At 54.7% G+C, this 26428-nt stretch carries 20 protein-coding genes and 1 tRNA gene; 3 read left to right on the top strand and 18 right to left on the bottom strand.

Annotation, left to right across the window (positions count from 1 at the left end):
* Positions 1–344: 344 nt before the first annotated feature.
* The 15 genes from RAHAQ2_RS14775 to rutA form a co-directional block, all read right to left on the bottom strand.
* The gene (locus tag RAHAQ2_RS14775) at positions 345–1340 is read right to left on the bottom strand and encodes an ABC transporter permease (RefSeq protein ID WP_037039950.1); all 996 of its coding nucleotides are present in this window, start codon (positions 1338–1340) and stop codon (positions 345–347) included.
* Between the two features lie 11 nt (positions 1341–1351).
* Positions 1352–2833 carry a sugar ABC transporter ATP-binding protein gene (locus RAHAQ2_RS14770; protein WP_086935277.1) on the bottom strand — a complete coding sequence of 494 codons (1482 nt, stop codon included), beginning with the start codon at positions 2831–2833 and terminating at the stop codon, positions 1352–1354.
* Between the two features lie 322 nt (positions 2834–3155).
* On the bottom strand, positions 3156–4001 hold the full coding sequence (locus RAHAQ2_RS14765) for a VOC family protein (protein WP_015698003.1): 846 nt from the start codon (positions 3999–4001) through the stop codon (positions 3156–3158).
* Positions 3994–5103 (bottom strand): alkylhydroperoxidase domain protein, encoded by a 1110-nt coding sequence (locus RAHAQ2_RS14760; RefSeq protein WP_015698002.1) that lies wholly within the window; start codon positions 5101–5103, stop codon positions 3994–3996. Before RAHAQ2_RS14760 ends, RAHAQ2_RS14765 begins: the two co-directional genes overlap by 8 nt.
* Positions 5100–6161 (bottom strand): putative FMN-dependent luciferase-like monooxygenase, encoded by a 1062-nt coding sequence (locus RAHAQ2_RS14755; protein WP_015698001.1) that lies wholly within the window; start codon positions 6159–6161, stop codon positions 5100–5102. The genes RAHAQ2_RS14760 and RAHAQ2_RS14755 overlap by 4 nt, the downstream gene beginning before the upstream one ends.
* A 27-nt stretch (positions 6162–6188) precedes the next feature.
* Positions 6189–7808: a dipeptide ABC transporter ATP-binding protein gene (locus RAHAQ2_RS14750; protein WP_015698000.1), complete on the bottom strand. Its 1620-nt coding sequence runs from the start codon at positions 7806–7808 to the stop codon at positions 6189–6191.
* Positions 7805–8668, bottom strand: coding sequence for an ABC transporter permease (locus RAHAQ2_RS14745; RefSeq protein ID WP_015697999.1), 864 nt, complete (start codon positions 8666–8668; stop codon positions 7805–7807). The genes RAHAQ2_RS14750 and RAHAQ2_RS14745 overlap by 4 nt, the downstream gene beginning before the upstream one ends.
* Positions 8665–9624, bottom strand: coding sequence for an ABC transporter permease (locus tag RAHAQ2_RS14740; protein WP_015697998.1), 960 nt, complete (start codon positions 9622–9624; stop codon positions 8665–8667). The genes RAHAQ2_RS14745 and RAHAQ2_RS14740 overlap by 4 nt, the downstream gene beginning before the upstream one ends.
* 16 nt (positions 9625–9640) lie before the next feature.
* Positions 9641–11281: a TIGR04028 family ABC transporter substrate-binding protein gene (locus tag RAHAQ2_RS14735; RefSeq protein WP_015697997.1), complete on the bottom strand. Its 1641-nt coding sequence runs from the start codon at positions 11279–11281 to the stop codon at positions 9641–9643.
* Between the two features lie 255 nt (positions 11282–11536).
* The gene (rutG, locus tag RAHAQ2_RS14730; protein ID WP_015697996.1) at positions 11537–12883 is read right to left on the bottom strand and encodes a pyrimidine utilization transport protein G; all 1347 of its coding nucleotides are present in this window, start codon (positions 12881–12883) and stop codon (positions 11537–11539) included.
* 31 nt (positions 12884–12914) lie between these two features.
* The gene (gene rutF, locus RAHAQ2_RS14725; protein WP_049796154.1) at positions 12915–13448 is read right to left on the bottom strand and encodes an NADH-dependent FMN reductase RutF; all 534 of its coding nucleotides are present in this window, start codon (positions 13446–13448) and stop codon (positions 12915–12917) included.
* 70 nt (positions 13449–13518) lie between these two features.
* On the bottom strand, positions 13519–14319 hold the full coding sequence (gene rutD / locus RAHAQ2_RS14720) for a pyrimidine utilization protein D (RefSeq protein ID WP_015697994.1): 801 nt from the start codon (positions 14317–14319) through the stop codon (positions 13519–13521).
* Between the two features lie 42 nt (positions 14320–14361).
* Entirely contained in the window at positions 14362–14748 is a 387-nt protein-coding gene (rutC, locus tag RAHAQ2_RS14715) for a pyrimidine utilization protein C (protein WP_015697993.1), read from the bottom strand.
* Between the two features lie 26 nt (positions 14749–14774).
* Positions 14775–15527, bottom strand: a complete 753-nt coding sequence (rutB, locus tag RAHAQ2_RS14710; protein WP_015690206.1) for a pyrimidine utilization protein B — start codon at positions 15525–15527, stop codon at positions 14775–14777.
* Entirely contained in the window at positions 15524–16615 is a 1092-nt protein-coding gene (rutA, locus tag RAHAQ2_RS14705) for a pyrimidine utilization protein A (RefSeq protein WP_015697992.1), read from the bottom strand. The genes rutB and rutA overlap by 4 nt, the downstream gene beginning before the upstream one ends.
* 335 nt (positions 16616–16950) lie before the next feature.
* Between rutA and rutR the strand changes: the two genes are divergently transcribed.
* Positions 16951–17640: an HTH-type transcriptional regulator RutR gene (gene rutR, locus RAHAQ2_RS14700; protein WP_015697991.1), complete on the top strand. Its 690-nt coding sequence runs from the start codon at positions 16951–16953 to the stop codon at positions 17638–17640.
* A gap of 9 nt (positions 17641–17649) precedes the next feature.
* On the top strand, positions 17650–18639 hold the full coding sequence (locus RAHAQ2_RS14695; RefSeq protein ID WP_015697990.1) for a metal-dependent hydrolase: 990 nt from the start codon (positions 17650–17652) through the stop codon (positions 18637–18639).
* 110 nt (positions 18640–18749) lie between these two features.
* Here the strand turns inward: RAHAQ2_RS14695 and RAHAQ2_RS14690 are convergent, their stop codons facing one another.
* Both RAHAQ2_RS14690 and cycA read right to left on the bottom strand, forming a co-directional pair.
* Positions 18750–23603 carry a glucoamylase family protein gene (locus tag RAHAQ2_RS14690; RefSeq protein WP_015697989.1) on the bottom strand — a complete coding sequence of 1618 codons (4854 nt, stop codon included), beginning with the start codon at positions 23601–23603 and terminating at the stop codon, positions 18750–18752.
* A gap of 281 nt (positions 23604–23884) precedes the next feature.
* Entirely contained in the window at positions 23885–25279 is a 1395-nt protein-coding gene (gene cycA / locus RAHAQ2_RS14685; protein ID WP_015697988.1) for a D-serine/D-alanine/glycine transporter, read from the bottom strand.
* A gap of 371 nt (positions 25280–25650) precedes the next feature.
* Between cycA and RAHAQ2_RS14680 the strand changes: the two genes are divergently transcribed.
* Positions 25651–25726 (top strand) — tRNA-Lys (locus tag RAHAQ2_RS14680).
* 272 nt (positions 25727–25998) lie between these two features.
* Here RAHAQ2_RS14680 and RAHAQ2_RS14675 read toward each other — a convergent pair.
* A complete protein-coding gene (locus tag RAHAQ2_RS14675) occupies positions 25999–26247 on the bottom strand; it encodes a hypothetical protein (RefSeq protein WP_015697987.1) in 249 nt (82 codons plus the stop codon).
* Positions 26248–26428 lie beyond the last annotated feature (181 nt).

Raw genomic sequence — 26428 nt, 5'->3', positions numbered from 1 at the left:
TGATTTTGAAATCTAAAAACTGTCTGCCTTTGAATTTAAGATCGTGCGGGCGTTTCAGAAATCTTGCTGAACGGAGCGGCCTGGAGACCTGAGGCTCCAGGACCGAGAGAAGGTACCGCAAAGCGGCAAGATTTCCAGCCTGTCGCTGTGGTCTCTGAAACATAGCCAGCGAGCGGAGCGCGCAGTTAAAAGAGCCCGGGATTCTCAAGGGTGGTGGCGATAAGCCACCCTTGAGGCCAGTTTGGGTGGCAACCCAAGGTCTTGGCCCGTGTGGGCGGCGAGCCCACGACCTTGACCCAAGGTGTTGACCTTAAGGGCCAGTTTGGGTGCCGAACCCAAAAAAATCACCGTTTCTGGATATACGTCAGCGCTAACGCCACCGCCAGCACTAACCCTTTGATGATATCCATCGCATAATACGGCACTGACAGCATCACCAGCCCGTTCGACAGCACGCCCAAAATCACCGCACCAAGCAGTGTGCCGAGCGCATTAGGCTTACCGGAACCCGCCAGTGAAAAACCGATATACGCGGCGGCAACGGCGTCCATCAGATAACCGCCACCGGCATTCACCTGCGAAGAACCAATGCGTGAGGCCAGCAAAATCCCGCCGGCACCGGCCAGTACCGATGACATCACGTAAGCGATAACACGATAACGGGCGGTGCGGATCCCGGCCAGACGCGCGGCCAGCGGGTTACCGCCGATGGCGTACATACGGCGGCCATGTTTGGTCAGTGACATAAACAATTGTACCGCAAGGGTCACGACGGCCATCACGATCACAATCACCGGCACCTGTCCGAGCAGGCTGAACACCGCAGGCACCGTGCCTTCAGCCATGTCACCGCTGGGCAATAACATATTTTCAGTGATCGAACCGCCATAGCTGTAGGTCATGGCCGCACCCTGGATCACGAACAGACTGGCGAGCGTCGCCAGCATGTCAGGAATTTTCAGGATGACGATCAGAAAGGCATTGAACAGTCCGACCAGCGTACACAACGCCAGCGTGATCAGTATCGCTTCGGTGGTGCCGAAACCGTGCCAGACGAACATCGAAATCACCAGCGCATTGGCGAGCGACGCCGTTGAACCGACCGATAAATCGAAGCCGCCGACCGCCAGGGAAATCGACACGCCGATGGCAATCACCGTCACGATAGCAATTGAACGCAAAATGTTGATGATGTTCGACGGTTCGAGGAAATTATCTGAGGCCAGGCCAAACGCGGCGATCAGCAATACCACGGTCAGCAACATGCCCCATTTATACAAAAATTCAAACAGCTGATGACGCCACGGCAGGCGGGCGTCGGGCACGTTTTCTTTACTCACCACGGCTTTGTTCACGCGGGTATTCCTCCGGTTGAATAGACTAATAAGGTTTCTTCGTCGACGTCTGCGGCGTTCAGTTCGGCGACGATACGGCCATCCCATAACACCAGAATGCGGTCGCATAAACCGACCAGTTCGGCGAACTCACCGGAAGCATAAATAATGCCTTTTCCCTGTTGCGCCAGGCCGTCGATCAGCCTGAACACGTCCGTTTTGGCCTTGATGTCCACGCCTTTGGTCGGTTCGTCGAAAATCAGCACCTGACTCTCACTGCGCAGCCATTTCCCGATGGCAACCTTTTGCTGATTGCCGCCGGAAAGCCGTGCCAGCTTCTGCATCGGCCCGGAAGCGCGAATGCCTAAACGGCCGATAATGTCTTTTGCCCATGACAGCGACTGCCGCGTACTGAAAATACTCCAGCGCGAAAACGTATCGTCAGCCGTGACACTCAGGTTCATCGGGATATTTTCGTCAATGAAAATCCCTTCCTTGCGCCTTTCTTCCGGCACTAACGCCAGTCCCTGTTCCACAGAAAGATGCGGCTCTTTTGGCTTCCAGGGTTTGCCATTCAGTTCACCGCTGTCGACCTGACTCGGCGTCGCGCCGAACAGTGCTTTGCACAGTTCAGTTTTTCCGGCACCGGCCAGCCCGGCAATCCCGAGAATTTCCCCGCGATGCAGGCGCAGCGAGATATCGCGCAGTTTGTCTTTATCGTGCATTCCCTGAATGCTTAGCAGCGTTTCACCACTGTGCGGCGGGCGGCGCGGTGGATAAATATCGTCGAGCTGATGGCCGATCATTTTCTCGATAATGTGTTCATTGCTCAGACCGTCCATGCTGTCATCGCTGACCAGACGTCCGTCACGCAGCACCGTCATGCGGTCGCAGATATCGCGCAGTTCATGGATGCGGTGCGAGATAAATACGATCGCCATTCCGGCGGCTTTCAGCTTGCGCACCAGCGCGAACAGGCGGGCACTTTCCGCCTGATCCAGCGGCGCGGTCGGTTCATCGAGGATCAGAAAGCGGCATTTATGCGATAACGCACGTGCCAGCAAAATCAGTTGTTTCTCGGCCAGTGTGCAGCTTTCGATCCGCGCCCGCAGGCTGATGTTCAGCCCAAGCTGGTCGGTCAGCAACTGCGCCTGATGGTATAGCTGCGACCAGTTGTGCAAATGGCCCGGCTCGGACAGCCGGTCCAGCATGATGTTTTCGGCGACATTGAGCGTCGGCACCAGCGCAACATCCACTTCCTGTTGTACCAGGTGGATCCCGTGCTGGCGGGCATGATGGGGAAGACGGATATTTACTGCCTCACCGTCGATGGTGATCTGCCCGGTGTAATGCTCATGTGTGCCGGAAAGCACGGCCATCAGCGTTGATTTCCCCGCGCCATTCGCCCCGACTAAGGCATGAACGGAGCCGCCTTCCAGCGTGAAATTCACCTGACGCAGGGCAGGGAAACCGGCAAATGAAATCGAGATATTACGCATCTCAAGAAGGGAGGATGTCACTGAGCGTTGGGCCTTATTAAATAGACGGATGGGTATTTAGACGTTTAGCCGTCTAAGACTCGCGGTAGCAGAGTTTTAACATATCAGGGAATTTAAGCAACAAAATAAAAGTGATAACTAAGAGCGAAAAGATCTAAAGTCTTCAGCGGAAACTCGATCGACTCCCTCCCCTGCGAAGGGGAGGATTGGGGTGGGGTATTAAAGACAAATCAGCGGGTTAAGTTACCGCGCAGGCATTTGCGTTAATACTTAAAACCCCCTCCCGGCCTCCCCATTCGCAGGGGGAGCAGCTAAAAGCAGATCATTCCTCGCTGAATCCAAGCGCCACCCCAAGCCCGTCCGCTGCACGGACAGACACACGGTTAACGTCATCCCTGAAAGGTATTTCCCCCACCCGCAAACTATTGCGTACCGCATCCAGCGATCGCGTGGCGAATTCCAGCCCGATCATGCGGGCGCTGCCGTTTTCGCCTTCCGGCACAATGCCGAATTCAGCGGCGGCTTGCTCCGGTGTGATAAACCGGACGGTGGCGCGACCTGCTCGCAGCAGCACTTCCTGCGGTTTGATCTCCAGCGCAGCGGCACCGAATAACTCACCATACACCTGTGCGGCATCCTGCGGGCTGACGGCGGAAATCACAAAGCCGGTGATATCGGCGACACCGTTCGGGTGGTTTTGCCATTCATTACGCCACACCAGTTCCGGTGTCAGATGGTGACAAAAGAAACTGCGGCCATTCGGCACGCGGCTGGCAGCCAGCGGCACGGTGCGGAACCGTGCATTCGGCGAGGTGCCGTCGTTGAGCGCCACGGGGCGGAAGAACTCCGCCGGTGCGGAACCGGCAATAGCTTGCTGTTGCAGATGTTCGTATACCGCCGATGAATTCTGCGTTTTCCACACCAGACCGGTCAGGCCGAGCGGAGCCTGCCACAGATCGGTGCGGGTGCGGGCGTTGCCCGGCTCATAGCCGAGCAGTTCGAGATAGTTTTCGCCGAAAATCGCCAGATGGTTACTGGAACCCAGCGAGTGATGGCCGCGCGGCGTGAGATGAAATCCCAGACGGCGGAACTGTTGCCCGGCCAGATTGAGCTGTTCGGCGACGTTGATGACGACATGATCGAGTTGCGGACGGATGGCTTCAGTCATTAAACGGTTCTCCCAGCGTTAACATCAGACGGTTGGCCCAGGCGAAAAATGCCGCGGACTGTGCCAGATCGACAATCTCCAGTTCGCTTAACCCCTGTTCACGCAGCGCCGCAATGTGCTGCTCCGTGGCGACCGGTGGCGTAGCCGAAAGCGCGGCGGCGAAATCAATTTCGGCCTGCCAGCGCGGAGATTGTTCTTTACTGAGAATGCCGCCCGGCGGTGTGTCGATCAGGCGCTGAACCTCTTCCGTTTGCTTCGACAACTGACTGGCTTTACGTGAATGCACAGAAGCACAGTAAATACAGCCGTTGATTTTACTGGCGACCGTGGCGGCCAGTTCGCGCTCTTTGCGTGGCAACCCGCCGGAGGTGTAGAAAATGCCTTTGTCCGTCAGGGTGCGCTGTTCGAGGACCGGTAAATTGCGGCCTAACAGGCGGAAATAGTCAGAATCGGTATGGCCGAATTTCGCCAGAATGGCCTGCTGGCCGGCGTCGAATTCTTCGAGTTTTTTCGCCGGGATCCACGGCTCCCAGCCGAGTTCTTCCTGGGTAAACGCCTGTGGCGCATCGCGGCCACTGTGTGTGTTCGGTTCGGTGCGCCAGAACGCCGCGCCGACCGGTTTATTGCTGCCGTTTTCCACCGGCTTGCCGCCGATCAGCCGGTAGCTGCGCAGCACGCGGCTCTGGAAGCTGACGAAGGCGATCAGTTGCGACAGCGTGACAATCGCATCCACCGACCAGCCGGCTTTTTTCAGCGTCTGCAAATGCGCAGGCGTGGCGCTGGCGGGTTTGAAGCTCAGACGTTCACCGTGCGTCAGCGCGGCATCGAGGCGGGCGGTTTCGTCGATATCCGGCAAATCCTGCAAACGCTCGGAATAGTGATTGGTCAGTTGTGAATCGCCGTGCCAGCGCGCCACGTTTTGCGCCAGCCGCAGGCGTTCTGCCAGCAAAAAATCCACGCCATCCTGTTCGGTAAACAGCGCATCGTAACTGCCCTGTGCGTGACGGGTGGCGGCGTCGCGGGTATCGCGTGCCTGTTTCAGTGCGGAATCCGGAGCGATTTCCGCCAGTTTTTCCAGCAGGTCGGTCGAATAGGGGGTCATAGGGTTTCCCTTGAAAATGAGGAATCGGCGGATGGAGAGGAAACACTGCGCTGCGGCGTGCGGCGAACCCAGCCGAGCGCGGGCGCAACGTGACGGGCAATCAGTTCGATGGAACGCAAAATGTACGGATGCGGCGGATCAATGGAATGCACCTGAAACGCCAGATCGGTGACGCGGGCGAGGGCGGTATCGGCCTGCAAACTGGCCGTCACCTGCGCCGCCGTGCCGAGATGCACGTCGAAGGCGCGGATGTAATCGTCCAGCGTATCGCCCTGCACAATCTGCCCGCTGGCGCGGTGATTTTCGGCCTGGCGTCGTAAGCCTTTTTGCGCCAGTTCGCGCGCCTCATCGCCGTTCTCGGCGACGAAGGCGGTACGGGAGCCCATGATACGTGGTGCAACGCCGTCGGGCAGTGCGTCGAGATAGGCATCAATGATCGGGTTTTGCAGCTCGTCGAGGCGTAAATCCGGCGCGTCCGCCGGGCGTGGCTGGGTGCGTGAGAGCATCAGACCGTCGCCGGATTTACCCGCACGCGCGCCGCCGTCAACCGAGAAGGTCGCCTGCCAGACGCGGTTCGCCAGTTGCGGTGCCGCCGGATATAAACGGTTACCGGTGCCCGCCAGCGGTTCACCGCGCCAGGCGGTGAGCAGGATTTGCAGGTTGTTGCCAAACGCCTTGCCGCGATCCTGACTTTCCAGCCCGAACGGCGGGAATGACGTTGGTGTACCCCCCGAGCCTAAACCGACTTCCAGCCGTCCGCCGGAGAGTAAATCCAGCACGGCGGTGTCTTCGGCCACGCGCAGGGCATTCTCCATCGGCAGGGTGATCACGCCGGTGCCGAGACGGATAAAGCGGGTGTGCGCTGCCACCTGCGCAAGAAAAACCAGTGGCGCAGGCAGGCCGCCTTCGGCTTCATGAAAATGGTGCTGCGCGACCCAGGCGGAATCAAAACCCAGTTGTTCGGCGTGAATGATTTGCTCGGTCGCCAGCCGGTAACGTTCCTGCGCGCTGGTGTTGTCCAGAAGGCGGGTGAAAAATCCAAGACGTTTACTGCTCATAATGTCCCTCTTGTTTCATGTGCTGTTTCATGCGGCGCGATGGCGGCCGGGAATGGCATCGATAAGCTGGCGGGTGTAATCGCTGGAAGGCAGGGCGAAAACGTCTTCCACGTTGCCGGAATCTACCTGCTGTCCGCGGTTCAACACCGAGACGCTGTGCGAGATTTGCCGGACGGTCGCCAGATCGTGCGAGATAAATAAATAGGTCAGGCCGAGTGAATCCTGTAACTGCGAAAGCAACGTCAGAATTTGCGCCTGCACGGTGACGTCAAGCGCCGACGTGGCTTCATCGAGAACCAGCACTTTCGGCTCTAAAATCAGTGCCCGCGCAATGGCCACACGCTGGCGCTGACCGCCGGACAGTTCGCGGGGTTTGCGGCTGAGTAATGCTTCCGGCAGCGCCACGCGGCGGGCGATATCCAGCACCCGTTCACGGCGTACATCAGCCGGGATTTTTTCGAAATTCAGCAACGGTTCTTCGATGACCCGAAACAGCGTTTGCGACGGATCCAGCGAGGCAAAAGGATTCTGATACACCAGCTGGATTTTTTTACGCAACTGACGCAGGGCTTCGCCTTTCAGGCGCGTGATGTCTTCGCCGTCGATCAGCACACGTCCGCTGTCCGGTTTCTGAAAACCGAGCAGAATGCGCGCCAGCGTGGTTTTGCCGGAACCGGATTCGCCGACCAGCGAATGCGTGGTGCCGCGCGGAATGCTGAATGACACGTGATCAACGGCGCGGAACGCCGCCTGATTTTTGCCGCCGAGGGTGAAATCGTGAGTGATGTTTTCGACCACCAGCACCGGTTCCTCCGCCGTGCGCAGGTGCGCACGGTGACGGCCGGACAGGGCAGGGACATCGGCGAAAAGCTGGCGGGTGTAATCGCTTTTCGGCGCATTCAGCACCTCGCGGGTGATGCCCTGCTCCTGCACTTTGCCGTGACGGAACACCAGCAACCGGTCGGCGCGTTCGGCGGCAATCGCCAGGTCATGCGTCACCAGCAAGACGGCGGTGCCGGACTCGCGGCGCAGTTCGTCAATCAAATCCAGAATGCGTTTTTGCACCGTGACATCCAGCGCGCTGGTCGGTTCATCGGCAATGATCAGCGCCGGTTGCAGCGCAACCGCAATGGCGATTAATACGCGCTGCTTCATGCCGCCGGAAAGCTCATGCGGATACTGCTTCGCCCGCTGTTCCGGGTGCGAAAGACCCACGCGGGACAGCAGTTCCACCACGCGGGCGTCGCGCTGCTGACGTGACAGGCGCTGATGGATATCGAGAATTTCTGCTACCTGCGAACCGATGGTTTTGACCGGATCCAGCGAACTGGTGGGATCCTGCGGTATCAGACTGATGCGTGCGCCGCGCAGGGCGTCGAGACGGCGCTGTGACCACTGGCTGATGTCCGTGCCATTGAGGCGGATTTCACCCTGTTCGATATGGCCGTTCTCAGCCAGCAGACCGATGATCGCCTGTGCGGTGGTGGTTTTGCCGGAGCCAGATTCGCCGACCAGCGCCAGCACTTCACCGGCGTTAATCGTAAACGACACGTTATGCACCACCGGTTTGCCGTCGTAGGCGATGGAGAGATTATCCAGTTCGAGCACCGGCGGGGCGTTATGCGTAAAAGTGGCCTGCGCGTTCATCGCGTTCTCCTGCGTAATGACTGGCTGATGCGGTTGGCGGAAAGCACCACCAGAACCACGACGACGCCGGGGAAAGTGGTCAGCCACCAGGCGGTGGAAATGTAGTTACGGCCTTCGGCGATCAGTAAACCCCATTCCGGCGTCGGCGGCGGCGTGCCGTAACCGAGAAAACTCAGGGTGGAAATCGCCAGTATCGCGCTGCCGAACTGCAACGCCGAGAAGGCGATCACCGACGTCAGCGAGTTGGGCAAAATATGCCGCCACAAAATCGACAGAAAGGAACCGCCGCTGCCCCAGGCGGCTTCGACGTAATCACTGTGACGCACCAGCACCACTTCGGCGCGGGCCAGGCGGGCGAAGTTGGCAACGGATGTGACACCGACGGCAATCGCCGCGTGCACCGTGCCGAAGCCGAGCAGAATAATTACGCTCAGCGACAGCAGCAGGCCGGGAATTGACAGCAAAACATCATTGATGCGCATAACGATGGCATCCACCAGACCGCCGGTTGCGCCCGCTGCCAGCCCTAAGGCGGTGCCGAACACCAGCCCGAGCGCCACCGCAACCAGCGCGCCGGAAAGGGAATGTGACGCGCCGTAAACAATGCGGGCGTAGACATCGCGGCCGAGCTGATCCGTCCCCAGCCAGTGTCCGGCCTGCGGGGCCAGACGCTGCGCACCGGCAATCCCTTCGGTACCGCTGTAATCCGTAAATAATCCGGGGGCAATCGCCCACAAAATGACGGTCGCCATCACCAGCCACGCGAGGATTAACCCCGGTTGCAGGCGGGCAGGTTTCCAGCGGCGACGCTGTGTAAGGGGTAACGAGAGAATGCTTTTGCCAAGCGGTAAACTGCTCATGCGGTGGCTCCCCGTGAGTTTTTAGACGCAGAGGCTTTAAGGCGCGGGTCGAGCAGCGGATACAGTAAATCGACCAGTAAGTTGATGCCGACAAAAGCGGCGGCGGAAATCACCACAATCGCCTGCAATACCGCGACATCCTGATTATTCACGGCCTGTTGCGTGAGTTGCCCGAGGCCATTAAGGCCGAAGACAGTTTCGGTGATCAGCGCTCCGGCGATCAGTTCGCCAAACAGCAAACCGGCAATGGTCAGTGCCGGAAGCAGGGCGTTGCGCGCCACATGTCGCCACAACACGCCGCTGCGGCTGGCCCCTTTGGCGCGGGCGACGGCGACGAACGGCTGGGTTTGCACCTGATCAATGCTGCGGATGAGGATCTGCGCCAGCGGCGCGGAAATCGGTACCGCCAGCGTGATAACCGGCAGGATCAGCCCGACCCATTCCCCCGGATTAATCACCGGGATCCAGCGCAGATGGAACGAGAAAAACTGGATGAGCGCAATGCCCAGCCAGAATGTCGGAATGGAAATAAACAGCGACGGCACCGCCTGTAAGGCATTTTTCAGCCAGCCGAAATGCAGCAGGCTGGAGAGAAACGCCAGCGCAAAGGCCACCACGGCGGCCAGTGCGAACCCCATCAGCGCCAGACGTAACGTCGGCGGGAAGTTGCTGCTGAGTAATTCAGTCACCGGTACGCCAGCCTGAATCGAATAGCCCAGATCCCCGCGCAGGAAATTGCCCAGCGTATGCAGATATTGCTGCCAGACCGGCATATCCGCGCCGTAGGCGGCACGCATATCGGCGATTTGCGCCGGGCTTAATCCCATGTCCGGGTTCTGGAATTTAATCAGAATCGCGTCGCCGGGCAGCACCTGCAACAGGATGAAGGAGACGGTAAACGCCGCCCACAACACCAGCAAGGCCTGCCCGAATCGACCGCTCACGTATCGGCTCATGATTTACCCCTGTCTGTTAATGCTTTTCCAGCCATGCGCCGTAGAAGCTCGGACGCCCGACCGCTTCAAAGCTGACGCCTTTGAAATACGGCGCACCGGCAAACACCTGTGGCTCTTCGAAAATCGGAATGACATACGCCTGATCCAGAAGGTAGTTCTGCACGTCGCCGGTCAGTGCCAGACGTTTTTTCGGATCGACTTCGGCGGAAATTGCGGTCAGCAGGTCGTTAAGTTTGTCGTCACGGAAGCTTTTCACCTTGCTGCTCAGGCCGCCTTTTTGCAGCAGCGCATCGCGGTTGGTCGGGTAGAACGAGCTTTTGATGACGTCCGGATCGGCGCGTCCGACTTCCACCACGTTCGCCGGGGTTTTCTGCGGATCAAGGTTATCCGCCACGCGGCTGCCCGCATCACCCGCCAGAATGTTCAGCTTCGCGCCGACCTGGCTCCATTGCTGGGAAACCAACTGCAACACCTCTTTGTTCTGCGGTTGCGGCAGCGATTCATAAATGGTCAGCGACAGCGTTTTGCCGTCTTTCTGACGGATGCCGTTCGGGCCCGGCTTCCAGCCCGCTTCATCGAGCAGCTTTTTGGAAAGCGTCGGGTCGTAAGTCAGTTTGTGGCTCAGATCGACATAACCGGCGGCGGTTTTAGCAATCACCGAAGTCGCCTGCGGATAGTTTGGCGAGAACAGCGTATCGACCACCTGTTTGCTGTTGGTGGCGTGCAGCAGCGCCTGACGCACTTTCAGATCCGACACCAGCGCGTTGTCCGGCCGGAACGAAATGCTGTCGTTAACGCCTTTGGTCGGCGCGGCATAAAGCGGGAAGTTCTGGTCTTTGGCCTGTTTCTCGTCATACGCCTGAACCTGACGGATGAAATCAGCCTGACCCGCCAGCAGCGCGCCGATACGCACGCTGTCTTCGCCGGTCACGATCACTTTGATGCCGTCAAGATTGGCACGTCCCTGTTGTTTAAGGTTTTTCGGCCCCCAGTTGTAATCCTTGCGGGCAGTCAGATCGACTTCACGACCCAGCGTTTCTTTACTGACCACAAACGGACCGGAACCGATGATGTGCGTGGCGTCGCCCAGCGCGTCAAAATTACGTTCCAGCGTGCTCAGCGACACCAGCCCGGAGCCAATGGTTGCCGTGCCCTGCAGGAACCCCGGTGACGACTTTTTGAAATAGAACTTCACGGTCAGCGGATCAATTACTTCGCTGTGGTCGTAATTGTTGATGACTTCGGAGACCGGCAGGTGATGCTCTTTATTGCCCAGACCGTAAGTATCAAAGTTTTTGGCTACTGCACTGGCATCAAGCGGCGTGCCGTCGGAGAAAGTCACGCCCGGACGCAGTTTGAAGGTGTATTCGGTCTTGTCGGCGTTGAACGACCAGGATTCGGCAATCCAGGGCTCAATCTCCAGCGTCTTCGGATTCTGGTATGTCAGTTTGTCGGTGATCTGATTGAGTATGCCGCCGTTCGGATAGAATCCACCGGCGGGCGGATACAGGTTGGTGTGCGCCTGCTGTTCAAGATAAATCAGCGTACCGCCCTGAACGGGAGTACCGTCAGCGGCGATGGCAGAAAACGTGCTGGTGAGAAGTACCCCTAAAGCCAGTGCGCGGGTGACCGCGTTAATCCGGCGAATGTTCTTCATCGTTAAACCCTTTTTCTTATTGGTTATGGTGACAGGTGATGACTCTGGCGTTCTTAGAACCAAAGTGCTGAACCCATAACAAACCAATTTAAAGGGCAGGTGAACGAAGGAATTTTGCAATCGTTAGCTGGAAAACGGCATTAGGAGGAATGTACGGGAGGCAGAAAGAAAAAAACCAGCGGCTAATCCGGACGGGTGGACCGGCTAACCGCTGGCGATCATCAAAAATGATGAGCTAAGGAGAAACTGAGGTCGTCAGTGATCTTTTAATGCAGCTTCTGTGCCAGTTTTTATTTCAGGCTGAATTTTTGCCTGTTTGCTGCGACTCAGGAAGGCATTGAGCAAAATGGCGCCAAACGTCGCCGTGCCGATGCCACCCATGCTGAAGCCGCCCAGGCTCAGGGTAAAGTTGCCTGCGCCCAGTACCAGCGTGACTGCCACCATGATCAAATTTCCGTTAAGTCCCAGATCCACCTGGTTTTGTACCCAGATGCGGGCACCTGCTACGGCAATCAGACCGAACACGACAATCGACGCACCACCGAGCACCGGGCCGGGAATGGTGTGGATCAGTGCACCAAACTTGGGCGAGAAGCCCAACACAATGGCAACTATCGCCGCAGCAACGAAAATCAGCGTGGAGTAAATCTTGGTCACAGCCATCACGCCGATGTTTTCTGCGTAAGTGGTGACACCGGTGCCGCCCGCCGAGGCGGAAAGCAGAGTTGCCAGACCGTCACCGACAAACGCGCGGCCCATGTACGGGTCGAGGTTTTTGCCGGTCATGCCCGCCACCGCTTTAATGTGGCCAAGGTTTTCCGCCACCAGAATCACCGCCACCGGCGCAATCATCAGCATGGCGTGAGAACTGAACACCGGCGTGGTAATGGTCGGGACGCCAAACCACGGTGCCTGGGCTACGGCGCTGAAATCTACCGGTGTGCCCAGCCCGAGGCCGTTGGTGATCGCCATGTAAATCAGATACGCCGCCACCAGACCGAGCAGCAGTAACAAACGCTGCACCAGACCGCGGGTGAACACCGCCACCGAACCGATACATAGCACGGTCATCACCGCCATCCAGCTGTCAAATGAAGAGGCCGACACGCTGTTAATGGCAATGGGTGCCAGATTCAGACCAATCGCCATCACTACCGCGCCCGTAACAACCGGCGGCATCAGACGTTCAATCCAGCGTGTACCGACCGCCATCACCACAAAACCGATCAGCGTGTAAATCACGCCGCAGGCAATAATGCCACCCAGTGCCACGCCGATATTCGGGTTCGCCCCGTGGCCGCTGTAGCCGGTCACCGCGATCACCAGCCCGACAAATGCGGCGCTGGATCCGAGATAGCTGGGTACGCGTCCGCCGACCACCAGGAAGAACAGCAGGGTGCCGATGCCCGACATCAGAATCGCCATGTTGGCATCAAAACCCATCAGCAAGGGCATTAACACGGTGGCACCAAACATGGCCACCGTATGTTGCAGCCCCATGATCACTGTTGATCCTAACGGCAGCCGTTCATCCGGCGCGATCACCGCACCATCCAGATTACCTTCTCTTTTACGCCATTGTGGAAACCAGGTATTCGCCATGCACGACCCTTACTAAGTTGAGAGGATTGAGTTAACAGGCTAACTGACGCATAAGCGGGTGATAGCGCCGGTCGAAATACACCAGTCCGTGGCTGTCGTCGTTGCGTCGTAAGGCAACGGCTTCACAAAACAAAATGTCGTGGGTGCCGACGCGGGTGATCTGCGTGACCTTGCAGTCAAATGACACCAGCGCGTTGGTAAGAATGGGGGAGCCAGTGGCGAGGCGCGTCCACTCGGCGGCGTCAAAACGTTGCTCCATCGGCGTTTTTCCGCCGAATAAATTGGACAGCGACTCATGGCAATCGGCCAGCGTATTAACGCACAGCACCTGATTCTCTTTGAAGGCAGGATACACCGACGCCGAGCGGTTCAGGCATACCAGCAATGTCGGCGGCGAATCGGTAACGCTGCATACGGCGGAGGCGGTGAAACCTGCCCGTCCGCCGGGACCGTCGGTAGTGATGATGTTGACGGCCGAACCGAGGCGCGCCATCGCATCGCGATACGCTTGTTTTTCCACGGAGGCTTCTTTCTCAACGACTGCTTGTTGTTCAACGACAGGCATATCGGTAGCAGGCAATGTGGCGTTCAGGGTTGATGGCATGGTCGTGTCCTCAGTTTTTAATCAGTCTTGCTTAATGCGCGGTGGTATGTCGGGATGAATGTCGCAGCAGCCAGTCCAGTAAAATCGGGTTAAAAGTTTCCGGGTCGGTCACGCTCATGGCGTGGCCACCGTACAGCATTTGCGTGTGTTCGCCGTTAGGCAGACGGGAAGCGAGATCCACCGAGCGTGACCACGGCACCAGCAAATCGTCTTTACAACTGAAAGCCAGCGTCGGTGTGATCACGTGTCCAAGCGACTCCGTCAGGTCTGAATCCATCAGCGCCTGCAAACGGTGCAGCAGGTTTTCCATCCCCTGAAAATGCGCCACCTGATGCTGGCGCTCTTCCTGCAATAACGCCTCATGTTCAGAAAGCCAGTCTCCCGGATACAAAAACAGCGGCTGCGCCTGCACATAGGCATCCACGCCGCTGTTGAGCAGCAGATTTTGCCGCACTTCAAAGCAGCGCCGCGTCTGGCTGTCGAGCTTCGTCCAGCCGTTAATCACCACCAGACTTTGCAACAGCGCCGGATAACGCAGTGCAAGATGCAGGCCGATAATACCGCCGAGCGCATGACCGACCAGATGACAGCGGCTGATATCCAGTTCATTGAGCATGTCTGCCAGTTCGTCGGCCATGTCTTCCATCCGGTAACCGGCAGGCACCGTACCCTGGCTGACGCCGGTGCCGTGCTGGTCGTACACCACCACGCGAAAATGTGCCGCAAGCATCGTCAGTTGCGGCTGCCAGAAGCCGCCCGAACCGCCAAGCCCCGATGAGAGCACAACGGTTTCGGCATCGGCATTTTTCTTACCCAATACCTTGTAATACATGCTGTTTCCTCAAGGTGTTCAGGACGGTTTTTTGCGAAATGATTATTTGCCGATATGCGCAACGGAGGCGATTTCGATCAGCGCATCCGGTTTCACCAGACCGCACTGAATGCAGAACCGTGCCGGTTTTTCGCCCGGAAAATACTCGGCGTAAACCTGATTTACCGCACCGTAATTCGCCCAGTCGGTGATGAAAATCGAGTTCATGGTGACGTCATCCATTGTGCCGCCCGAGGTTTCGATCACGCTTTTGATGATCTCCAGTACGTGGCGGGTTTGCGCCGCGGCGTCGCCGACATGCACCACGTTATTGTCTTTATCAAACGGCAGGGTGCCGGAAACGTACACCACGCCATCGGCAAGGGTACCTGGGACAAAAGGGGCCAGCGGAACACCGCTGCCCGCCGGAATAATGGCACTTTTAGGCATCGTAAATTGTCCTTTTCAGAAAACGGTTAAGCGGCGTTTTGTTCAGTTTTATAGCCCACGGCGTCGCAGAAATTGCGCACGCTGGAGACCCAGCCAAAGAAGGTTTCGATGTTATAAATTGCGGCTTTTTGTGCGAATTCCGGTCCGGCCTGATGGGTGGCGTCTTCCAGCACCACGCCGAAATATTCCAGAAAGAAGCCATCACGCAGCGTGGATTCCACGCAGACATTGGTGGCGATGCCGGTGAACACCAGATGATGAATACCGTAGCTGCGCAGCAGGCTGTCGAGCTGGGTATTGAAGAAGCCGCTGTAGCGTGGTTTTGGCAACACAATGTCGCCCGGCTGCGGCTGAAGCTCATCGACCAGGTCATAATCCCAGTCACCTTTCGCCAGCAGTTTACCCATCAGTTCCGGGCGTTTGCGCATGGTTTTCAGCGCATTGGATTTGTGGAAGTTCGGCGAACCGGCGCCACCGGCTTCAACGTACTGATTGTCCCAGCCGTTCTGGAAGAAAATCACTTTGATCCCGGCGGCGCGGGCGGCGGCAATGGCTACTTTGATATTGGCAATCACCGGCGCGGTGGCGGAAACGTCAAAACCGGCCAGATCCAGATAACCGCCTTGTGAGGCATAGGCGTTTTGCATATCCACCACGATCAGCGCCGTTTGCTGCGGCGTGAAAGCAATGGCTTCAGGGCGTGCTGTGAGGATCGTTTCCTCGCCGGTATTGTGGGGTTCGCGGCGGACCACAGTTTGATTCTCAACAACGTTCATCATGCGACCTCTTTCTGCTCAGTGCCGATGTGCTGGCGGGTTTTCATTAATGGCTGGATGTAGCGGCCAAAGTTTTCGATGCCTTCCACGAAATCATCAAAGGTCAGCAGCACGCCACCAGCGCCGGGCACGGTGTCGATTTCGTCGAGCATTCTGGCAACGCTGGCGTAAGAACCGACCAGCGTGCCCATGTTGATATTGACGGCGGACGTCGGGTCAGCCATCTGGCGGACGTTGGTATCGGCTCCGGATTTGGTGTCTTTGCTGCTCTGGTCGGTGAGCCAGGCGAGCGCATCGGCGTCAGCACCGGATTTGTACAAATCCCATTTGGCGCGGGCGGCGGCGTCAGTTTCATCAGCAATTACCATAAACAGGACATAAGAGGAGACGTCGCGGTTTTCAGCTTCAGCCGCCGTTTTCATGCGGGCAGCGGTGGGGGCAAAGGCGGTTGGCGTGTTGACGCCTTTGCCGAAGCAGAAGTTAAAGTCGGCGTGTTTTGCGGAGAACGCCATGCCGGCATCGCTTTGTCCGGCGCAGATCACTTTCATTTCGCTCTGCGGGCGCGGGCTGACGCGGCAGTCGTCCATTTTGAAGAATTCGCCGTCAAGCGTGCAGTGACCGGTGCCCCACAGATCGCGCAGCACGCTGACGTATTCGGTCAGGTAGTCATAGCGGCGGCTGAAATAGTCATCGCCCGGCCACATACCCATTTGTTCGTATTCCGGTTTCTGCCAGCCGGTGACGACATTTACGCCGAAACGGCCGTTGGAAATGGAATCTATCGTGGCGGCCATACGCGCAACGATCGCGGGTGGCATCACCAGTGTGGCGGCGGTGGCGTAAAGCTGGATGCGGGAAGTTACGGCAGCGAGGCCCGCCATCAGCGTGAACGACTCCATATTGTGTTCCCAGAATTCGGTTTTGCCGCCGAAGCCGCGCAGTTTGATCATCGACAGCGCGAAATCAAAATGATAGTGCTCCGCTTTCTGCACGATGGTTTTGTTCAGTTCGAAGGTGGGTTTGTACTGCGGCGCAGTTTCTGAAATTAACCAGCCGTTGTTGCCGATAGGAATAAAGACACCGATTTTCATAGCTCACCTCGTGATGCAACGCGAATGAAGGAATTCAGGAAAGGTATTGCAAGCCGGATGCCAGTTTTTTAATCTCTTTGTTTATCAGTGTGTTAAAATTTTGTTTGGATTTTTGGTAGAGCATATGGTCTGTTTCAGACCATATGGTCAAAAATAGCTGCACATTTATCAGGCAGGATTGAACGGAAATGGTGCAAATTTGTTAAATTAGTAACCCTTTGTGGTTAATAATTATTGGTGTGAGTGTTACTTCCATCATCGGTATGCATAGCGATAGTCGCCTGTACCGCCATTTGTTATGATTTCAGCCTTGCTGTTTGTCTCAGGGAGACATTGTGAAGCCATTGGTCGAACCTCCGCAGCCTGACGCCGGAGAGAAAAAATCCCGCCAGACGGCGGCGAAAGCCCCGACGCGACGCTCACGGGCGGTCGCGGCCAAACGTGGCAATATCATGGCGGCGGCACTGGAATTCTTTTCGTTGTACGGCATGCATGGCACCAGTCTGGATCAGGTTGCCGAGCGCGCTGATGTGTCCAAAACCAACCTGCTGTATTACTTCCCGTCGAAAGAAGATTTGTATATCGCCGTGCTGAAAGGGCTGCTGGATATCTGGCTGGCGCCGCTGAAAGCCTTGCAGTCTGATCAACATCCGCTGGAAGCCATCCGTGAATATATCCGCCTGAAACTGTGTGTTTCGCGCGATCACCCACAGGCATCAAAGCTGTTTTGTCTGGAGATGGTACAGGGCGCGCCGCTGCTGAAACAGGAACTGGGGGGCAGTCTGAAAACGCTGGTGGAAGATAAATCGGATGTGATCCGTGGCTGGATTAAAGCAGAACTGATCGCGCCGGTTGAGCCGATGCAGCTGATTTTTATGCTGTGGGCCACCACGCAACATTACGCCGATTTTGGTGTTCAGGTGGAAGCTATTACCGGCAAAACGCTCAATGACCCTGAATTCTTTGAGCAAACGGTGAGCAACGTCCAGCGCATTATTACCGAAGGTATTCAGCTTCGGGATTAAGGGGGCAGAATGGATTCGGTTTCACAATTAGTTCTTGGCGCGGCGGTGGGTATTGCGGTGATGGGCAAACGTGCGCCGGTGTGGAAATCTGCACTGGCAGGCGCGGTGTGCGGAACCTTACCTGATCTGGATGTGTTTTACGATCACGGTGATGCCATCAGCAATATGACGATGCACCGCACCGAAAGCCATGCGTTATTTTATCTGACGCTGATTTCACCGCTGCTGGCCTGGCTGATGGCAAAACTGTTCAGCGGCGGACAACATTTCCGCCACTGGTGGGGCGCGGTCTGGCTGGCGCTGATCACCCATCCGTTGCTGGATCTGATGACGGTTTACGGCACACAGCTCGGCCTTCCGTTTACCCATTATCCTTTTGCCATCGGCAGCATTTTTATTATCGATCCACTCTATACCCTGCCGCTGATTATCGGCGTCGGTCTGGCGCTTTATCGCGAGCAGCAGCGCGGCATTATGTGGAGTAATGCGCTACTGGGCATCAGTTGCCTGTATCTGGCCTGTACCGTGATTGAGCAACATCAGGTGACGCGGCACGTTGGCGCAGAACTGCAGCGGCAAAATATAGAAAGCACACAGGTTCTGGTCACGCCGACACCGCTCAATTCGCTGGTGTGGCGTGTGGTGGTGATGAGTAAAGACAGTTACGGTGAAGGCTTTACCTCATTGCTGCATCCGGATTCCCCGATCCGCTTCCGCTTCTATCCGCGCGGTGAAGCGTTGTATGAAGCGCACAAAGATAATGCGTTTCTGGCGCGCGTCGCCTGGTTCAGCCACGGTTTCTTCAGCGTAAAAGAGCAGGCCGGGCATATTCTGGTCAGCGATTTACGTATGGGGCAGGAACCGGATTACACCTTTGTGTTCGATCTCGGCGAGATGAAAGCCGGTGCACCGCCGCAACTGCCGGTGAAAGTGGCCTCCGTCAGGCCGTCTGCCTCAAAAATGTGGGCGCAGTTCCGGCAGGCGCTGGACGTGGAGTGATCTGCATAAAGTTGCCCGGATTGAGGTATGAGTTAAAGGATTGTCATGACGAAAGAAAGTGTTTGCCTGCGGGTACCCTTGCAGACAAACACTTCAGGTCAGAATATTATTTAACGTTGGCGCGGTGGATAGTCATCATCAACAAAGCCGATAAGCGATAAAGCCTGCTGAATTTCCGGACAACTCATAAAATAACGCCATAACAATCCACTACGATGGTTTTCAATCATGCCAATGATCGGTCCCTGGTCGATGGCCAGATATCCCTCGGAATACCAGTTTTTGGAAAGATTTACACCATCAATAAACCCGCATTTCTCGGTCCACAGCGCATTTCCCAGGTCGTCATAAAAATGGCGCAGCGCTGCTATTGACGCTTCAGGTAAATAAGGTAAGTCACATAGTGCAGCGGTAAGGGTAATCGTCCCGTCATCAGACGTTGGATCATGACTTGCATAACCTGCAGGTCCGTAACCCGATGTCAGTCCCCAGTAATTTTCTGCATAGCCGTTAAATCCGCCAGGGTTATCGATACAGTAAGCCTGCTGGATCTGGCTTTGCGCTTCACCCTGCTGGAAATAATTCACGTTATTGGCACTGTCCCGCAGATTACGCGGGTCAAAACCGAGGAAGGAGTAATGCATAAAGAACATCGGGCCGCCCATCGTCGGGCCGATCGGCAGTGTAACGCCGTAGTAGTCTTTGTTTTTGTTGTGATAACTTCCCTGTGACCAGCCCCTTTCCCAGAGTGCCGGATCGATGGCATGGGTCGGCGAGGCAATGGCCAGCAGGTAGCTGATCATCGCTTCGTTCCAGCCGGTGATTTTCATCCCCATGGTGAACTGTAAATTTTTATCGATATGCCAGTACAGACTGTTGCTGTTATTGGTGAAGTAGTTCCAGTCAATGTCATGCCAGAGTGTGTTGATTTTATCCGTCAGCCCAGGATCATTAAAATACTGACGTGCCGTCAGCAACCCCTCCACCATGAACGAGGTTTCGACCAGATCTGCGCCATTGTCATCGGTACCAAACGGAATGGTCGCGCCTGTACTGCCGTTAATCCAGTGTGGCCAGGCACCTTTGTAACGGGTGGTCGGGCCGCCCAGAAAATCGACCATTTTATTAATGCGATCGTACCCTTCTTCTCGAGTGATAAAACCGCGTTCAATCGCCACCAGAATGCCCATGACGCCAAAACCGCTGCCGCCAATGGTCACCGGTTCATTAAGCCCGGCATCGCTGTTGCGATATAACCGCTCAAAAGCCAGACCGCTGGTCGGGTGTGCGTAGTCCCAGAAATAACGCAGCGTGGTTTGCTGTACTTTATCAAGCAACTGCTCGTCATCGAGGGACGGATAAACTGCCGCGTTGACGGCCGCAAGCTGTTGAGAAACAATCGGGTCCAGTTCTCCGAAACGGTTAATGCGGATATCCATACAGGCCACGCCATCACGGGCAGCTACGTCTTTCACCCATTGGGCTAAGGCGTCAGTGTCGTAATGTTTACCGGTATCGCTTGAACCCATCGCACCCCAGCCCGCATTCACCGTCTGGTTGCCGAGCGCTATCCAGCGATACCACTGGTGATAGCCGTCGTTGCTGTCCCAGCGGGAATCCGGTAACTCAGTCATCACATAGTTACCTTCGGCATTTTTCGTGCCATATGCCTCACCAGCAGAGTAATCGGTATAGGCCAACGTGTGCACACCAATCCCGGTAACTATACGGTCGGGATTCCCCGCCCGCGAGCCGTCCACCACATCGTTGATGTTGTAAGGTTGGTTCATATCGGTGTAAGTGTTCCACATACCGTCGAACCACCAGCCCGCTAACAAATCACCATAACGTTCACCAAACTCCCGTACCACCGCATAGTTCATGCGCGTAGTTTCAGAGGTGATGATATTGTCAAATGGAGAACATTCGTACAGATGCGGTACCAGCATGTCACCCCAGCGATCCGGTGAGTGCTGATTCGCGTCATCATCGTAATAAATCAGGCTGGCTTTGGCTGGCGCGAAGCCCATCATGTACAGCATCAGTTTGATGTCGTACTTCGCCAGTTCCTGAGCCATTTCCAGCGGCAAGTCACGAATGGCACTGCGCACGCCAGGTTCAATATCCAGAATGGCATCATGAGTTTTATTCGGCCCCAGCTTGTAACCGGCATGTTGATCCATCGTCAGCAGAACAAAGCCCGCTCCCGTTTCACTGATGGCTTTGGCATAAGCCTGCACGTCAAAAGTACTGAGGAAATCGTCCCAGCTTTCGCCCGGTTGCCATTTCTCATTTTGCGGAATATCCGGTGAGAGATTGAGATAGTTAGGCAGGAAATGGTGCGATACGCCGTAGTGCGCGTTGCGGAACCAGTCGGTTCGCGGGTTGCCACTTCGCGCAACGACAGGCCCGACAATCACAGATTGTGACTCACCAAAGCACAGGCGTTCATTGCGCGGTGTAACCGTGACGCGAATATATTTCCCGTTGTGCTCGGGCAGCAGCATCATTGTGCGGGTATGCAACCCGTTGATGGTACTGAACGGGCCAGTCGTACTGCTCGCCACTTCCCACAGGTATTCACTGCCATTTTCTGCAAAACCGCCGGGGTCAGTAAAAAGATAATCCGGGCATAGAATTTCGCGCGTCAGTAACGAGCCGCTTAATAGCAGGGAAGAGAGAGAAGGCGCGGCTATCGTGGTCGGTTCCAGCGAGAAATTCGCATCAACAGGCAGCTCACGATAACGCAAGGTGAAGACGATATTTTGCTCAACCGCCGCAAGTTCGAGTGGTGTGAAAGAGAGTGTTGCAGTATTGCCTGCCGCATCCCACTCAAAGTGAGTTATTGGCAAACCAACGCGCATTTCATTGTTCACTTTGAGGTGTGTCAGGAAATCACTCAGCACAGGTGCCACAGATTGCGGGTGAACAAACACCGCTTTCAGCCTGCCATTACTCGCCTGAAGGTTGAAATTCGTGTCGGCCAGTTGACGATAATGCCCGCTCAACGTCTGCGGGTTTATCTGTGAATCAAAGAATTTAACTTCATCAATGATACCGTTGAAAGCATCAGCCAGCGCGCCGTTGGTATCCAGCCGTCCGCCCACTTTCACCGACGTGGTGACGTTCGTCTGCACCACATTACTGCCACCGGTCATCGCTATATTGCCGTTAACCGCCAGGGCATATTCATCACCCTGGCGCAGAATTGCGACGTGGGTCCAGGCATTCAGTGGAATAAAAGACTTGGTTGTTAAGGTAAACGAGATGCTGTTGGTATCATTCGACATCGTGCAAACCAGCTGATTGTCCTGGGTGTAAAGCTGCCAGCGCTGGTTGTTGTTGTTGCGCGTGTCCTGGCTGACAATCATGCTCATCGCTGTTGAACGCGGGTATATCCACGCTTCAACGGTAAAAGCCGATTTTTGCAAACAATCCAGTACGCCTAAATCAATATAACCCGGCTGCCCGCTGGCAAAATCGATACCCTTGTTGAGCTTTGCCGTCACCAGTGAGGGGGCATGACCCTGGCTTATTGCACTGCGTTGATTATTAATGGTCTCTAAGAAAGCCCCGTCAGTTTCATCATCAAAGGTGTAGTAATACTTCATTCCCTGGTTGTAGGTAAACGTGGCCTGGATATCGGCAAAATCTTTCGTCAGGATCTCATTTTTAAGCCCGCAGAAAGTCAGGGTATAGAGGATGCCAGTTTGTAAGTCAGGCGCATTGAGCGTCAGTGTCGTTTTTAAATCATCTATTGCGACACTTTGAATAACGCCACCATTATCCAGATCATAGTTTGTCAGATCTAATGCACTTTTTGAGTCCAGCGCCTGGTTGAAAGTAACCACAATATTGTCATTGCCGTCAGTTGTGGTTTTAACAATTTCAAGATCGCCCGCGTTATAAACTTTTAACGCATCCAAATGAGCCCAGGTTCCTGAACGTTTAATTCCCTTAATGTTATGGTTGCCGAAAGGCAAGCCGGTTTTCTGATATAAAATATGGCTGTTTAAATGGCTGTCTGACCACGTGCTAATGCGCCCTTGAGAAACATCATCGATATATATTTCCACATCACCCTGATCGGTATTGCTTTCTGCATAATAGGAAATATCGGTGCCGACAAAATCCAGCGAGAATGTCCCGGAGTTATTGTTTTGAGTATATGAGGTGGTGTGATTAAAAATACTCGACGTGCGCCCGGTACTATGTGTCCAGTTACCGCCATACGTGATTTCAGGCTGTGGATCGTCATAAACCTGTTCAGGAGGTAACGCAGTGTAGCGCAGAGTAAAGGACTGGTTTTGAACGGTGGTGGTCAAAATTTGATTACTGATTTGGCTCAGCGTTAAGGTGTAATCCGTGTTCGCAGTTAAACCATCAATGATCAAAGTTGCGGTTTTTCTGTCATTGCTTAAGCTGACTGAAGTCACACTTGCGCCATTATTGAGCTGATAGTTACCGGGTACCGTTCCGCTTTGTTGATCGAGAGACTGATTGAACAGGAGAGTTGCTGTACCTTCGCTACCTGCCCCTGAAAAAGCTTTTACTTCAGCGGTGAGCGGGGCATCGTTATAAACTTTGAGCTGATCGAGCAACATCCATGTGCCGTTTTTCTTCACCCCTTTAAAGGTATGATGACCCGGTGGCAGGCCCGCAATATAAAAAATAAGATCGCTATATTGGTGCGTTGGCGTTTTGGTGGTTGCCGTACCGTATAACACGCCATTAAGATAAAAATCTATTTCGCCCTGATCGGAGTTTCTTTCACTATAAAATCCAATTCCGGAACCGATAAATGTGTATTCAAAATACTTTCCGTTATCGTACAGCGCCATACTTGCACCATCATCGCTGTAAGCCCTTCCGGTATACCGTGCCCAGTTGCCGGTATAAATAATAGAGGGATCATTATCCTGAATAATAGTTTCTGGTTGTACGTCTTGCTTTGCAGAATACATAAAATAGGCCTCATGCTAATCGACATTAAATTAGATTTAATGCTAGCTAAGGTATGAGGAGGCCGTGCATCATAAATAATCACGCAGAGAAAGTTATATTTTTTAGTGAATATTTATGATTTAAATATTTAAATAAAAGCGCCGAAAGAGATTTGCAGTGCCTTTATTATAGAAAAGAGATTAATAATTAATTAGAGAGAATGACTGAGGAGGGTTTTTATGCTCCTCAGTCATTCAAAACACTGTGACTAAAAAATACCTATGGCAGTCTATTCGTGCAATCAGGACTGGCGCCTGCGCAGCCAGTAGCCAATCCCCAGAATCACAAACCACAGCGGCGTGACGAGCAGCGCCTGACGGGTATCATCCTGTAAGGTCAGCAGCACCAGCACGAAGACGAAGAATGCCATACAGACCCAGCTCATCAGTTTGCCGAGCGGCATTTTGTAGATGGAGGCTTCGTGCAGTTGCGGACGTTTACGGCGGTAGACCAGATAAGAGCAGAGGATGAGGGTCCAGACGAACATAAACAGGATCGCAGAAACGGTGGTGACCAGCGTGAAAACCGTCACCACATTCGGGATCAGGTAAATCAGTACCACACCGCCGAGCAGGCAGATGCAGGAAAAAGTCAGGCCGTTCGATGGCACCGCGCGGGAAGAGAGCTTACCGAAGGCTTTCGGTGCGTTGCCTTCCTGTGCCAGGCCAAACAGCATGCGGCTGGTGGAGAATACACCACTGTTAGCGGATGACGCCGCTGAGGTCAGTACCACAAAGTTGATGATGCTCGCCGCCGCCGGAAGACCGGCCAGAACGAACAGTTCAACAAACGGGCTTTTATCAGCAACCACATGGCTCCAGGGCGTCACCGACATAATCATGATCAGCGAGAATACATAGAACATGATAATGCGCAGCGGGATTGCGTTGATGGCGCGCGGCAGGGATTTTTGCGGATCTTTCGTTTCGGCGGCGGTGGTGCCGACCAGTTCGATACCAACAAACGCGAACACGGCTATCTGGAAACCGGCAAAGAAACCGCTGACGCCTTTCGGGAAGAATCCGCCGTCATTCCACAGGTTGCTGAAGGACGCAACCGTGCCGGCTGGCGTCTGGAAGTGAGTCAATACCATCACCAGCCCGGCGATAATCAGCCCGACAATGGCGACAATTTTGATCATCGCGAACCAGAATTCCATCTCACCGAACATTTTCACGGTAGCGAGATTCAGGCTCAGCAGTACCAGAACGCAGAGCAGCGACGCGACCCATTGTGAGAGGCCGGGGAACCAGAACTGCGCATACGCGGTAATGGCGACGACATCGGCGATACCGGTCACTACCCAGCAGAACCAGTAGGTCCAGCCGGTGAAATATCCTGCCCACGGGCCAAGCAAATCGGCGGCAAAGTCGCTGAAGGATTTATAGTCGAGATTGGACAGTAACAGTTCACCCATCGCACGCATGACGAAAAACAGCATAAAGCCGATGATCATGTAGACGAAGATGATGGACGGACCCGCCAGACTGATCGTTTTGCCGGAGCCCATAAACAGGCCGGTACCGATAGCGCCGCCAATGGCAATGAGCTGGATATGACGGTTAGAGAGATTTCGCCGCAAACCTTCAGCGTTCTCTTCCTCCGGCCGGACGAGGATTTTTGACTCTTCTTGCATGTTGTATTGATTCCTGTTTTTTGCTTTTTGCGTATGAACTCCGCCATATCGCATTCATTTACGTCAATTTTCTGAGCTCTGCATGGCCCTTTGCTCACCACGGCGGGAACGACAGCGTGCGTGAACGGTGTAATAGTAATGTTAAGTACGCATTTATTATAACTGGCATGAAAAATGCCAAAGGAAAAAATGTATCGTATTTTTTACATTGTCGATAACTGAGTGTTAATTAACCAAATATCTTCGAAAGTGGCAGGAATAATACCGTTTTTAGACGTGATGAGCTTCACAAATATGACGGATATTAACGGCAAAAAAGTATGGATAAGCGTTTGACAACATCATGGCAGAAGAGAATAATCCGTTCCGTTGGGTCGTTAGCTCAGTCGGTAGAGCAGTTGACTCTTAATCAATTGGTCGGCGGTTCGAACCCGCCACGACCCACCAACAAATTATTAATCAATGTATTACGCTCCTTCTGCTCTTATTTTCCTTTCTTCTTCAAGCCGTCAGTTCCTCTGTTGTATACACCGGTAATAAAGCCGTTTCCTGTCGGGAAATAACGCTGAATATCTTGTCGTTTATTTAATCGATCTGGCAGGCGTGTTTTGCGGGATATAAATTTACTGCTCAATAAAAATGAGCGGAAGGCAGAAAATACAGGGGATAAAAGTCAGGCCCCGGTCCGGGGCCAAAACAGTGTGAAGGGCAGGAATGCATCAATACATAATGGTGGTATTAGGTGCATTACCATTTTTGAGCTGTTTTTGTAGCCGCATGCACAGGCTGAAGATCAGCAAATGAACATGCGTGATAAACGTCCTTTCTTCGGTGAACTGGTCACTGCGTAAGACAACCGTCTCCGAACGATTCTGTTTGGCAACCAGTAACTCAATCCCTTTGTCGCGGAATTCGTCTTCGTAGGCTTTAACGATCCCTGCGGGGGCGATTAGTGTGTAGCTGTACATAATGATTCCTGAAACTGAGTTGAACGACTGATCGGATAAATCCTAACAAGAATATCAAATACCCGTGGATGACTATTAGCAATTCGGGTGGTGTTTTTTTGTACTAACGTCACAGATTTAGATGACTTTCTCAGGCTTCGGACTCTCCATAGCCCGCTCCCGCCGGTTTTTTTGTTGCCCG

This window comes from Rahnella aquatilis CIP 78.65 = ATCC 33071 (assembly GCF_000241955.1).
Lineage (GTDB): Bacteria > Pseudomonadota > Gammaproteobacteria > Enterobacterales > Enterobacteriaceae > Rahnella > Rahnella aquatilis.
The sequence above is the reverse complement of the archived record's forward strand: the minus strand, read 5'-3'. Positions and strand labels throughout refer to the sequence as shown.